Raw genomic sequence first — 13,626 nt, 5'->3', positions numbered from 1 at the left:
TAGACAGTTAATTTTTAAGGTCAGTACATGAAAACAAAAGGTGTCTTTCGATTCTTTGCAGCAATGTTATACCTTTTTTGGGGAATAGCACCCTTTGCTTTTGCACAAAACCGACCACTGACTCTAACCGAAGCAGAACATCTAGCAATTAACCAATCTCCAGAGCTACAACGTTTAAACGCAAACAGCCAAGCCCTAAGACAGCAATCAATCGCAGACGGACAACTACCCGATCCCCAATTAGCCGCAGGGACTATTAATGTTCCAACCGATACCTTTAGTTTTACTCAAGACGAAATGACGATGGTACAAGTTGGACTCCAGCAACAATTTGCACGCGGTAGATCGCTCAAAATGAAATCCCAACAAACGCGCGCATTAGCCAAAACCGAACTGATTAAGATAACAGAACAAAAACTGACGTTAATTCGTACTGTGCGTGAAGTTTGGTTGGAGTTGTATTACTGGTCCCAAGCGCTACACACCCTAAAGACCAATGAATCACTTTATAAAGAGTTACTGCAAGTAACAGAGTCTCAATACAGCACAGGAAAAATCAACCAAACCGATGTAGTGCAAGTTCAGTTAGAACTATCAAAACTGAAGAATCAAATAATTCAAAACAAGCAGCAAATTGCAATTTTGAAAGCACAACTGGGTCGTTGGATTGGCATGAATAACGTCAATCGTCCTTTAGCACTGTCCATGCCCCGTTGGCCTGCCCTGCCTTCCATGGCAAAATTACAAGACAGCCTTATGAAACATCCTCTATTACAAGCAGATGCAGCAAATATCAAAGCCTCCTCTTTCGAAGTCGCTTATGCTAAAGAGCAGTATAAACCGGGATGGCAATTGGGTGTAGGTTATGGACTAAGACAAGGTAGAATGCCTGATGGAACACCACGCTCTGATATGCTGACGGCTCAAGTGACTATGGATTTGCCTTTTTTCACGGCAAACCGCCAAGACCGACAACTCAATGCAAGCCTCAATAAATTAAATGCAACTCAAATGGACAGACACATTCATTATCGTGATTTGCTGCAATCTCTTAATGTACAATATACCACCTGGAAACATCTTTTAGAGCGAGAACATTTATACAACCAGCAATTAATTCCAGATTCCAAGCAAAATGCTAAGGCGGCATTACTCGCTTATCAAAATGCTACGACCGAATTAACCACCGTATTACGCGCCTACAGCAGTGAATTGACCATTCAATTAGAGCACATTCAACTGCAAGTAGAGCGCTTAAAAGCTCATGCAACCTTGCTCTATCTCGAAGGAACCCCAACATGAACAAAAAATTAGTCACTTTTGCACTCGTTGTTCTGATTTTAGGCATTGTTCTTGGGCGATGGTCAACAGATGCCACTAATAAAAAAGCATCCATGGCCAAAGAAGAAAAAAAACCGCTTTATTGGATTGATTCCATGGAGCCCACCATTCACTACCCAGGACCTGGAAAATCACGCATGGGAATGGAATTAACTCCGGTCTATGCTGATGAACATCCAAATGATGGGACAGTGCAAATCTCTCCTGTCGTGAGCAATAATCTAGGCATTCGTCTTGCACCTGTGATGCAAAGTGATTTGGCAAAGCAAATTGATACGGTGGGTTATGTGGAGCCTAATGAAAACAAAATTGGTCATATTCATACCTATGCTGATGGTTGGGTAAAAAATCTCGTGGTTAAAACAGTAGGTGAGACGGTAAAAAAAGGCCAACTTCTATTACAGTATTACTCGCCGCAATTAGTAACTGCTCAAGAAGAATACTTAATTGCTTTAGAGAACAAAAAGCCGGTCTTAATCAATGCTTCTTATAAAAAATTACAGTCGTTACATATTTCCGAACAACAAATTCAAGAAATCAAAACAACTCATAAAGCCAATCAATTAGTCGCTATCTATGCACCTCAAGATGGCATTGTCGCCCAACTTAATATTCGTGAAGGCATGCGAGTCACTCCAGATTTAGAGATGATGAGCCTTGTAGATCTTGCTAGTGTGTGGATGATTGCTCAAATTTTTGAAGAACAAGCCAGTTGGGTGCATGTTGGGGATTGTGCCATCGCAAAAATATCTGCTTTTCCTAATAAACAATGGAAAGGTGCTGTAGAGTACATTTATCCGCAATTAGACACCACGACCCGCACTGTTAAAGTCAGATTTCGCTTTGAAAATTCGGATAATCAGTTAAAGCCTAATATGTATGTGAGTATTACCATTCTTACCCAACCTAAAGCCAATGTGCTTCATATTCCCATCGAAGCATTAATAAGAAGCAGCCAAGGTGATCGCGTAATCGTGGCGCAAGCCCAAGGACGATTTGAAGTTCGTCCTGTAACCGTGGGTATGGAGTCAGAAAGCCAAGTTGAAATTATCTCCGGATTGAAACGAGGCGAACAGGTGGTTGTTTCTGGACAATTTCTTCTTGATTCCGAGTCCAATTTAAAAGCAGGACTTGAACGGTTACAAACACCGAACCAAGACAAAAAGAATCAAAAATCCAGTGCTACCTCTAATACATCCGTTGAAGGAGTCGGGATTATAAAAAAGATAAATTTTGCCAATCATTCGCTCACCATTCAACACGAGGCAATTCCCTCTTTAAATTGGCCTGCCATGGAAATGAATTTTTCAGTAGCACAAGACATTGTATTTGATGAGCTTAAAATCGGTGACTCGATTCAATTTGATTTAGAAAAAAAGAACACTGATTTTATGATTACTAAGATAAAAAAATTACCCAAGGACGATAACTCTAAATGATAGCTGCCATTATTCGCTGGTCGATTAAAAATCGCTTTTTAATTGTATTAATGACCGGCATGCTCATACTGGGGGGAATCTATACAGTAAAACATACTGTAGTCGATGCCATTCCTGATTTGTCTGATGTGCAAGTCATCATCAAAACAGAGTTCCCAGGTCAAGCGCCACAAATCGTTGAAGACCAAGTAACCTACCCTCTAACCACTGCGATGTTGGCAGTACCGGGTGCGGTGACGGTACGTGGTGAATCGGGTTTTGGAGTATCTTATGTGTATGTTATTTTCCAAGATGGGGTTGACTTATATTGGGCCCGTTCACGGGTTTTGGAATATTTAAGCCAAATTACCAATCGCCTACCCCTAGGTGCCCAGCCCACTTTAGGTCCTGATGCAACTGGTGTGGGTTGGGTCTATGAATATGCATTAGTGGATCGCACAGGAACACACGACCTCGCCCAATTAACCAGTCTGCAAAATTGGTTTTTGAAATATGAATTACAAAAAGTGCCTGGTGTAGCTGAGGTAGCGACCGCAGGAGGCATGGTCAAACAATATCAAATAACCTTAGATCCTGACCGTTTACGCGCTTACGGATTAACCCTTCAACAAGTAAAACAAGCCGTGGTACGCAGCAATCGCGAAGCAGGCGGCTCTGCCATTGAAATGGGTGAAGCCGAATACATGATACGCGCCAAGGGCTATCTAAAATCCATAAAAGATATGGAGCAAATTCCCGTAGGACTTGGTAAAAATGGCATTCCTATTTTGTTACAAGAAGTCGCTCAAGTGCAATTAGGCCCACAAATGCGCCGCGGAATTACCGAGCTCAACGGTCAAGGTGAAGCTGTAGGTGGCATTATCGTGATGCGCTTTGGGCAAAACGCCATGCAAACCATCGCGAATGTGAAAGAAAAACTAAAACAATTGCAAGCAAGTCTACCCAAAGGGGTAGAAATTAGTACGACTTATGATCGCTCAAGCTTAATTCAGCGTGCCATTAATACCCTGCAAGATAAATTGATTGAAGAGTTTATTGTGGTGTCGCTTATTTGTATCGTCTTTTTATTTCATTTTCGCTCCTCCTTAATCATTGTCATAAGCTTACCTATTGGAATTTTATTGGCGTTGATGGTCATGCACCTTCAAGGTATTAATGCCAACATCATGTCCTTAGGAGGAATTGCCATTGCCATTGGCGCCATGGTTGATGCCGCCATCGTGATGATTGAAAACGCACATAAACACCTCGAGCATGAACCCCTTACAGAAAAGAATCGTTGGCACATCATGCAACAAGCCTCACTTGAGGTAGGGCCTCCTTTATTTTTTTCCTTACTCATTATTACCATTAGCTTTCTACCGGTCTTCAGTTTACAAGCACAGGAAGGACGATTGTTTGCCCCTCTTGCCTATACCAAAACCTATGCGATGGCCGCAGCCGCTCTTCTTTCGATTACTTTAGTTCCCGTACTCATGGGCTATTTTATCCGGGGTAAAATCAAACAAGAACATGAAAATCCTATTAACCGAATGTTACTTGCATTGTATCAACCGGTGTTATATGCCAGTTTAAAAGCCCCAAAAATGATTTTAGCCCTAGCCGCTCTAATTGTCTTTCTTGGTTTTTTACCCCTTCATTATTTGGGTAATGAGTTCATGCCGGAACTTGATGAAGGAGATTTACTTTACATGCCCACAACATTTCCTGGAATCTCCATCGGAAAAGCACAACAACTACTCCAACAAACCGATAAACTTATTGCGACTGTCCCAGAAGTCAAAACGGTGTTTGGTAAAATAGGCAGAGCAGAAACTGCCACCGACCCAGCACCTTTATCTATGGTTGAAACAACCATTCAATTTAAACCCCATAACGAATGGCGCCCAGGAATGACCATGGATAAATTGCGCGAAGAGTTGTCTTTACGGCTTAAATTGCCGGGACTTTCCAACGCCTGGGTCATGCCCATCAAAACCCGTATTGATATGTTGGCCACAGGGATAAAAACTCCAGTGGGTATTAAAATTGCGGGGCCTGACTTAAATACCATTCAATCCATTGGGGAACAACTGGAAATCATTTTGAAAAAAATTCCCGGCACCACGTCTGTTTTTGCAGAGCGCGTTGCAAGCAGCCATTACATCACCATTGATATAGACCGTCTTAAAGCGGCTCGTTATGGATTAAATGTTGAGGACATTCAAGAAATTATTGAAACAACCGTCGGTGGCATGAATGTAACCCAAACCATTGAGGGACGCGAACGTTATCCTGTAAATCTTCGTTATCCTCGCGACCTTCGCGATTCCTTAGAAAAGCTTCGTTTATTGCCTATTGTCACGCCAATGGGTGCCACGATTCCGTTAAGTGAAATTGCCTCTTTATCAATTACCGAAGGCCCCGACATGATTCGCAGTGAAAATGCCAGGCTTAATGGGTGGGTTTACATTGATATTGCCGGACGCGATCTAGGTTCTTATGTTAAAGAAGCTCAGGATGCTGTTCAGAGTCAAGTGAAATTACCCGCGGGTTACTCATTAACTTGGTCTGGTCAATACGAATATTTGGAACGCGCCAAACAACGCCTTTCTTTGGTAGCCCCATTAACCTTAGCAATTATTGCCTTTTTGCTGTATCTTAATTTTGGTCGATTAGCTGAGGTTCTGATTATTTTAGGGACATTACCCTTAGCGTTAGTCGGGGGCATTTGGCTCTTGTATTTATTAGGCTATCATCTCTCTGTCGCGGTCGGCATTGGTTTTATTGCCCTAGCTGGAGTCGCTGCAGAAACTGGGGTCATTATGCTTGTATTTCTTAACCAGGCCTTGGAAAAAGCAAGGGAAGAGGCGTTACAGCAGCAGCGTGCCCTGACTCGAGCGGATGTTTTTGATGCGGTAGTGGCCGGTGCTCTTTTACGGCTTCGCCCTAAAATCATGACGGTAACTGCCATTATCGGCGGTCTATTACCTATTATGCTCTTAGGGGGCCTAGCGCTCCGGAACTTGCGCCCTGACGCAAAAATCCAGAATATCAGATCGGAAAATCTCCTATAACATCATTATACTTATCCTGCGCATCAGCTAAACTTAATTTGGAGTAAATTTCAAGGGAATCTCGTTTAGAATGCCCTGAATAGGGTTGGATGAAAGCATCATCGATATTTTGCTTCTTAAGCCAAGTAAATAAAAAATGTCTAAGTTTGTGTGGAGATATTGATCGCTCAATACCCGCAAGCTTGGTATATCTCATAAGAATTTTTCTAATTCCACGATCGGTATAATGACGACGAAAAGCTGATTCAAATAAAAACATCCTATTTTCGTTTTTATATTGTTTCAAATGAAGTGCTAATGTTTCTTTAAATGCTGGCGAAAAAGGAACAACCCTATCTTTTTTCCCTTTCCCCTGATTTATTTTCATTCGGCAATTAGTTAAATCGATATCACATATTTGTATATTAACTAATTCGCTGACCCTTATCCCTGTGTAAAGCAGAACTTTAACAATGAGCATGGGTATTATTTCGTTAGATTCCCACACTGTTTTATAAAATAGTCTAATCTCATCCTCAGTTGGAACGTAGGGTAAGCGCTTGGGTGTTGTTGTTACTTCAATATTAAGATTTTCCCTTACAAATCGAAATACATCTCGAAGATAATCATAATTTGGGCTTTGCGTCTTAAGTAGACTCGAAACTTTTTGAGCCATTTTTTTAGCTGATATTTTTTCCATCATGCGGCTTCCTTATAACGAAGATGCGGTAGCCGTGTTGATAAATCTAACGGAAATAAGCCATATGGGTTAACATGCTCATAAATCAGGGGGGTTAATGCTCTCTTGTCTTCCTTTGTAAGTATATTTTTTAAATCATGCTCTTCTATGATCTGCTGAATCATTAGCGTATTAACATAAACCATTGAAAGCTGTAATAGATGCAGGGACATTACTGAGAGGGTTTGTGCCTTCTCATGGTTCGATGAAATTTCTCCGGCACGGCCATAAAAAATGAACTTGCTAACACCATTCCAAAGCTCGACTACATTTAATCCTTCCTGAATTTCCTGTCTGATAGATTCATGCATTAGATAATTACAGATAAAGATAGTTTTAAGAACTTTACCTAATTGAGATAACGCCATGTAAATTGGGTGTTTCAGATTATTTTGGTTAAAGCGTCTGAGGATGGATTCAGGATCAGCATGACCCGCTTTCATCGCAGCAGTATATTTTACGATTTGGCTGTATTGTTCCTTGATTAATTGCCAATTAATCGTGTCTGTCATCACTGGTTGTAAGTTTTTATATTGCTGGTAATCACCAAGCTCGCATTGTGCCAGTTTTTGTTTATTCAAATTGGCAAGCCGTGGCATCAAGGAAAATCCTAATAGATGCGAGAAAGCGAAGCCAATTTCACTCTGGCCGTGAGTATCCACATAATTTTTTTGAACGGACATTTCGGTGCAGTGTTTTAAAACACCTTCAATCATGGCTGAAACTTCTGAACTTGATACACTTTTTAACTGTGAGTGAATGCAGCAGGCATTTTTTTCAACATGCCAATAAATCATAACACCCCGTCCGCCATAACGATTATGGTATTCTGAAATGAGGTTTTGAAAGTAGGCTGAAAATTGTGTGGAATCACTGGCTACAGCAATAGGCATTCCTCCCCATATTTCTTCTAATCTCAATTTAAATAATGCATTTGCGACTTTACTTAACGCATTTTTTAAATTATCAGGGGATAAAAAATAATTTTTAATGTGTCGAAGTTGATGGTCACTGATATGAGGGTTTCCAGCACACATATGCTTTAACCCAACATTCGTTCCCATCCCATAGATTGTAAGTAATATTCTTTCTGAAATTTCAGTCGGTTTTAAATATGTTTTCTGGCCATAAGAAATAAAATCATGAGTAAATTGGTTTTCTAAATCGACTTCTTTAAACATATCAATTAGATTGGTTCCTTCCCATTGTTCCTGTAGATGTTTTTTTATAAATCCAACGTTCTTTGATTCTGCCTGAGGTGTAAGAGGTGTGACAATAATACGACCACCATTTTGAGTAGTAATTCGAACTTTTGGATTTTTTGGGATAGTGTCATTTAAAGTGGTTAATGCGCCAGTTAATTTTTGTTTTAATTGAGCAATAAATACCTCTTCATCAAGAGGTAAAGACAAATCATCAAAATACTCTTCTTTGTTCTCTTCAAAGTTATTTGGTAAATCTTCATCTGGGTTTTTATGTTTAAAAGATCCCTCAATCCATATTTCACGGCACCGAATACGATCTGCAAGTTTTTTTAATACATAGACTTCATAACAAATTCGTTTAATTTTCCCGGTATGAATATCAACAATGCGTTTTTGCCATTTATCAGGCAAGCAATCCATAGGTATAAATTCATCATCTGGAAAATAGACCTTATTACTGTCAAAATACTTTTTGATTAATACCAAGGCATTAAGTATAGGTTGATGCTCTGAGTTATTAGAACGAAAAACCACGTTTTCCAATAAAGGTTGAACCATACGTCGATAATAACTGGCATAAGAGCTTCGAATCTGTTGATGAAGCAGGCTCTGATACTTTGGCCCTTTTTTCTTATATTCATCAATGATATTTTTTAATTTATCACGGCCAACAATAGGAAAAATTTTATCTCGTATCGTTCCATCTGGTTCGTTTAAACATGCTTCCGCTATGTGGAAAAGGATAATCTCTTTACCATAAACCTTCTTTACATCGTTGATAAGCTTTTTAACGATTCGCTTTTCTGATTTATGAATCACATTACGGATAATGCGATTGAACATGTCAATTAATTTATCTGTAAGCTGTTCTTTTCTGATGTGGCTATGTATCTGCAAATGAGCGCATCGGTTATTATCGGTCATTTGTTTTAAGTCGCTAGGATTTAAACGTGTGAATGCGTCTGAATAGTGAACAATCCTTTTTCTTGGAATAAGTCTAATGGTGGCTAGATCAAAGTTAAATCGGTTCAATATGGATAGCTGTTCCATTAAACCCAACATTGAATCAAGTGATGGATTATTAATCTCTTTATTTATCCAGCCTAAATAAGATAAGCCATCTTTGTAAGGTAATAATAAACCATTCAACTGCGCTTCATCTTCTGGCGACAATGTGTTCTTTAGTTTTTCAAACAACTCATTCTCAAAGGCATTTGTGGCGTCAAGAATGATTCGCGTCATCGTTTTTTCTTTAAATGACTCAATGCCTCTTTCTTTTAAATAGTGTATGGCAAAGTCCTTTATTTCCTCTTCCGCTAAACAATTGGTTGGCAGTAACTCGTTTTTAATCCATTCTTCAAGTTCTTTATAATGCGTTTTTTTAGAGAATGATGTTTTAAAATATGTTCTAATCAATGAGATATAATTATCATAAGTTCTTGGTGATACTTTCCCTATGGTAGGCGGAACATCAAGTAAATTAGCTAGTTTATTAATAATAAAACAGGGTACTTTAGTAAGATCATCAATAAATTGATGACTCCCTTGGTACCATTTAAATAACAATGCAAATGCTAATTGTTTTGTAGCATGTCTTGTTTTTATAAAGCTTAGTTCTTCTTGGGTTAGGTCAACAGCATCCATCGTTATCATCATATGTTACTCATTAAGTCAGTTCCTAGAATAGCCAGAGTCGGAACTCAAAGGGCACTATTCCTGTAAATTTATCGTTGTAAGCTACCTAAACTTGATGCTAATATCAACCACAAATCACAACTAGGAACACATGTTTGATAATTAACTTTCTAAAACAATATCGAAAGTGATTAATTAAAATGAGCGTATACAAATAAGTGCATTTAATGTTTAATTTTAAAATGACGCGGTAAAATTCAACTACAGTCAATAAAAGGATTTTTTGATGGCTTTAAAAACCAGTAATAAGATAGCTGATAAAACGATTATTCCCGCACTTTTTTGCTTCTTCATTTCATCCCAAGCTGTTGCTTTAGATTCAACATGGACTGGAACGATAAGTACTTCCTGGGCGACTGCAGGTAATTGGAGTTCGGGCATTCCTGGTTTGCCGGTGGGTGCTGCAACGGATAAGGCGACGTTTACGGGAACGACGCTCTTTACAACGGTAGCTAACAATAATGTGTCACGAACTTTAGCAACTCTTGAATTTAGCGCAAGTGCGGCTCAATACACGATTACTAATTTAACCTCTGGTGGTGCTTTTACCTTAAGTGGTCAAGGGATTGTCAATAATTCATCAAATACTCAAATTATTACAAATAGGCGAAGTTTTACTTTTAGCAACGCTGCAGATGCTGGAACTAATGTTTTATTTAATAACAACGCAGGTGGAACGCTCACTTTTTTAGGTAATAGCACCGCAACCAATGCAACCATTGCTAATGCCGGCACAGTGAATATTTCAGGGTTGACTGCTAGTCAGATTTCAATAGGCAGTCTTTCAGGCACTGCAGGAACAATTAATTTAGGGGCTAAAAAACTCAAAACGGGTAGTTTAAATACTTCAACTACAGTTCGTTCGAATATTTCCGGAGGCTTTGGTGTTTTAGAAAAAGAAGGCTCAGGTACTTTAACGCTAACAGGAGCGAATACTTATGCAGGCGGGACTATTATTTCAGGAGGTACTTTACAAATTGGTGCAGGGGGCACGATTGGGAGCATTGCGGGTGACATCTTAAATAACTCAGCACTGATATTTAACCGCTCAAACGATTTAACTTATGCACGTGTGGTTTCAGGAATAGGAACGCTCACCAAGTTAGGAGCAGGAATACTTACCTTAACGGGCAATCATACCTTTGCTGGGGATACGACCATCAGTGCGGGTACGTTAAGCATTGGCAGTGGTGGCACTACCGGCAGTATTACTGGAAACATCATTGATAATTCTGCGTTGAGATTTAATCGCTCTGATAATGTTACCTATGCTGGGGTCATTAGCGGTTCTGGCACCTTGCAAAAACAAGGCGCTGGAAATTTAACCCTTACAGGTATTAATTTGTATACAGGCCAAACCTTATTGAACCAAGGTACGATTAGCATTAGCCAAGATGCCAATCTGGGAACAGGAGGAGCATTAACTTTTAATGGGGGAATTCTGCAAAGTACGGCTGATTTAACCACCAATAGAACAGCTACCCTGAATGCCGGAAACGGAACCTTCTTTACCGATGCAGGAACAACACTTACCTATAATGGACAAATTACGGGGGTTGGGCGGCTTAGAAAAAATGGCGATGGCACAATGATTCTAGGAAGCTTGCTGAACAATTATTCAGGTGGCACACTGGTATTGGACGGCACGCTTCAGGCAACTACTGCAACGCTACCCGGAAATGTTATTGTCAATAGTGGGGCTTTTTTAGAATTTGAACAAAATTTTGATGGTACTTACACTGGTGTTATTAGCGGTGCGGGTGATGTGATAAAAGATGGTAGTGGTAATGTCACCTTAACTGGAATCCAAACCTACAGCGGCCAAACAACGATTAATCAAGGCGGGATACAAGGAACCACAACATCAATCAACAATCAAAGTGTCAATACAACAGCTGTCAATACCGCACTGATTTTTAATCAGAATTTTGATGGCACATACAGTGGTATTTTAAGTGGCCTTGGCTCATTGCTAAAGTTTGGCACCGGTACGGTAACATTAACAGGAGTCAATACTTATACAGGAGGAACCTTTATTGATGCAGGGGCATTTAGTATCAGTTCTGCTGCCAATATTGGAAGTAGCTCAAGTCCACTTGTATTTTTTGCTGGCGCTCTAAAGACTACAGCGACCATGGTTTTAGATAATGTTACTCATCTTGGTTTTTTGGGAGGAACGTTCGTTACTGACCCCGCAACCATATTAACTTTGAATGGCCAGGTTATTGGAGTGGGTTCATTAACCAAAGAAGGTGCAGGAACGCTCATCCTCAATAACGCATCTAACAATTATACAGGAGGAACTATTGTACAAGAGGGCATCCTTCAAGCAGGCGTTTCTGGAGGGTTAAGTAATCATTCGCAATACACGATTGATGGTGGTCAGCTAAATTTAAATGGATATGCACTCAGCATGGGGTTTCTTACAGGCCTTGGCGGGGCGGTTGATGTTACGGCTACGTCATTAACCTTAGAACAAAACAGTGATTCAATCTATGCCGGCTCCTTTCTTGGTGATACAACGGCGATTATCGAAAAAACCAGTTCAGGGCAGCTCACTTTAACAGGGAACAGTTCAAGCTATCAAGGAACCATGAATATTAATCAGGGGACGCTAGTAATGGATGGGCAGATGGGCGGGCATCTTAATATTGGAAATTCAGGGATATTAAAGGGAGTAGGAGCAGTAAACGATTTATCGGTATATGGAACAATTGCGCCAGGCAATTCAATTGGAACATTGACTGTTAATGGAAATTATATTCAGAACTCAGGTTCTTTTTATGAATTAGAATTTAACCCCTCTGGCGATACAGACCTAATCTCTATTTTAGGAACGGCAACCATTAATGGAGGAACAGTCCGGTTACTCCCAGACCAACCGCCATACACGCCTGAAACCAAGTATACTATTTTAGAAGCCCAAGGAGGGGTATCAGGGACATATTCAGATTTGACCAATCCTAATTTACCCTACCTGTTTTTCAATTTAAGTTATGATGCCAATCATGTCTATTTGGATGTTTTTAGAAGTGGTATCGATTTCTCAGCATTGGCGATTACGCCGAACCAAATTGCAACCGCGAATGCCATCGAAACGATTCGACCATCGAATCCGCTTTATATTGCCATTGTTAATTTAGATACAGCAGAACAAGCGCAGGCTGCTTTTAATTTATTATCAGGAGAAATTCATGCATCAATTATAGGCTCTGTAGTTGAAGAAAGCCGTTACTTAAGAGATGCCATATTTCAACACCTTACGGATGAAACCCCAAATAATAATGATGGATTATGGTTAAGAACTTATAATGCTAAAACAACACGCGATACCGATAATAACGCCGCAACACTAGATGGAAACAGTTTTGGATTTTTTATAGGTGTTGATAAGAATATTACTTCTAATGTGAAAATAGGTAGTGTCGTAGGTTATGGTACTCGCCAGGATGGCGTAGCCAATCGACTTTCAAATGCCAGTTTACAGCAATTTGATTTTTCCTTGTATTCAGAATACACGCATCAACCATTTTACCTTCGATACGGTTATGGACATTTCTGGTACTCTGTTTCCACTCAAAGAACGGTTGAATTACCTACCTTAGTTAACTATTTAAAGTCTGATTATACACTCTACTCTGACCAATTTTTTGCAGAAATGGGGCTTAAAGGATTATATAAAAATATTCCAGTAGATCCTGTTGCACAAGTTGCTTTTATTGAAGCAGGTAATAACCGGTTTAATGAACGTGGTGGAGTAAGTGCTCTAAATGGTTCCGCCAATCAAATGAAAACGCCTTTTACAACATTAGGTTTTAGAAGTAAGACTACTGTATTTAACTCAGAAAAACTGGGAGTGAAAGGCAATGGAATGCTAGGGTGGCAACATGCCTATTCCGATACAGTACCTGGTAGTACCATGGCTTTTGCACCAAGTGCTAATTTTTTAATTGGAGGTACTCCAATTGCGAAGGACAGCGCATTAGTGAACGCAGGATTGGAATTTAAAAACCCGCAATATGATTCTTTAAAAATGAATCTATTTTATCAAGGCGTGTTTGCAGATAATGTTTCAAATAATAGTATTTTAGTTTCGTTAAACTGGGGTTTTAATTAATATCCACGCCATGATACTTTGGATTTTTGCGTCAGAGCGCAAGTTCCGGAGCGCT

The 13,626-nt window shown here is 39.7% G+C and carries 6 protein-coding genes; 4 read left to right on the top strand and 2 right to left on the bottom strand.

The annotated features are described in order from the left end of the window. Positions 1 to 27 precede the first annotated feature (27 nt). Genes BGO44_RS12170 through BGO44_RS12160 form a run of 3 tightly spaced genes read left to right on the top strand, consistent with a single transcriptional unit; the run spans position 28 to position 5,836 of the window. Positions 28 to 1,302 carry a TolC family protein gene (locus tag BGO44_RS12170; protein ID WP_058478583.1) on the top strand — a complete coding sequence of 425 codons (1,275 nt, stop codon included), beginning with the start codon at positions 28 to 30 and terminating at the stop codon, positions 1,300 to 1,302. After that, positions 1,299 to 2,780, top strand: coding sequence for an efflux RND transporter periplasmic adaptor subunit (locus BGO44_RS12165; protein ID WP_078061483.1), 1,482 nt, complete (start codon positions 1,299 to 1,301; stop codon positions 2,778 to 2,780). Before BGO44_RS12170 ends, BGO44_RS12165 begins: the two co-directional genes overlap by 4 nt. After that, the gene (locus BGO44_RS12160) at positions 2,777 to 5,836 is read left to right on the top strand and encodes an efflux RND transporter permease subunit (protein WP_273201060.1); all 3,060 of its coding nucleotides are present in this window, start codon (positions 2,777 to 2,779) and stop codon (positions 5,834 to 5,836) included. Before BGO44_RS12165 ends, BGO44_RS12160 begins: the two co-directional genes overlap by 4 nt. On the opposite strand, the gene BGO44_RS12155 is transcribed toward BGO44_RS12160, so the two are convergent. After that, entirely contained in the window at positions 5,814 to 6,518 is a 705-nt protein-coding gene (locus BGO44_RS12155) for a tyrosine-type recombinase/integrase (protein ID WP_286823149.1), read from the bottom strand. The genes BGO44_RS12160 and BGO44_RS12155 overlap by 23 nt on opposite strands. Beyond that, positions 6,515 to 9,415: a Tn3 family transposase gene (locus tag BGO44_RS12150; protein WP_286823148.1), complete on the bottom strand. Its 2,901-nt coding sequence runs from the start codon at positions 9,413 to 9,415 to the stop codon at positions 6,515 to 6,517. Before BGO44_RS12150 ends, BGO44_RS12155 begins: the two co-directional genes overlap by 4 nt. A 265-nt stretch (positions 9,416 to 9,680) precedes the next feature. Here BGO44_RS12150 and BGO44_RS12145 point away from each other — a divergent pair, with 265 nt between their 5' ends. Further along, the gene (locus tag BGO44_RS12145) at positions 9,681 to 13,571 is read left to right on the top strand and encodes an autotransporter-associated beta strand repeat-containing protein (RefSeq protein ID WP_286823147.1); all 3,891 of its coding nucleotides are present in this window, start codon (positions 9,681 to 9,683) and stop codon (positions 13,569 to 13,571) included. The last annotated feature ends 55 nt before the right edge of the window (positions 13,572 to 13,626 follow it).

This window comes from Legionella sp. 39-23, assembly GCF_001897665.1.
Lineage (GTDB): Bacteria > Pseudomonadota > Gammaproteobacteria > Legionellales > Legionellaceae > Legionella > Legionella steelei.
Note: the sequence above shows the minus strand (reverse complement) of the source record. Positions and strands in the feature narration are given on the sequence as shown.

What these genes read in the sequence shown, in the direction of transcription:
- BGO44_RS12170 (WP_058478583.1), top strand. Translation starts at nt 28, where the DNA reads ATGAAAACAAAAGGTGTCTTTCGATTCTTTGCAGCAATGTTATACCTT.
- BGO44_RS12165 (WP_078061483.1), top strand. Translation starts at nt 1,299, where the DNA reads ATGAACAAAAAATTAGTCACTTTTGCACTCGTTGTTCTGATTTTAGGC.
- BGO44_RS12160 (WP_273201060.1), top strand. Translation starts at nt 2,777, where the DNA reads ATGATAGCTGCCATTATTCGCTGGTCGATTAAAAATCGCTTTTTAATT.
- BGO44_RS12155 (WP_286823149.1), bottom strand. Translation starts at nt 6,518, where the DNA reads ATGATGGAAAAAATATCAGCTAAAAAAATGGCTCAAAAAGTTTCGAGT.
- BGO44_RS12150 (WP_286823148.1), bottom strand. Translation starts at nt 9,415, where the DNA reads ATGATGATAACGATGGATGCTGTTGACCTAACCCAAGAAGAACTAAGC.
- BGO44_RS12145 (WP_286823147.1), top strand. Translation starts at nt 9,681, where the DNA reads ATGGCTTTAAAAACCAGTAATAAGATAGCTGATAAAACGATTATTCCC.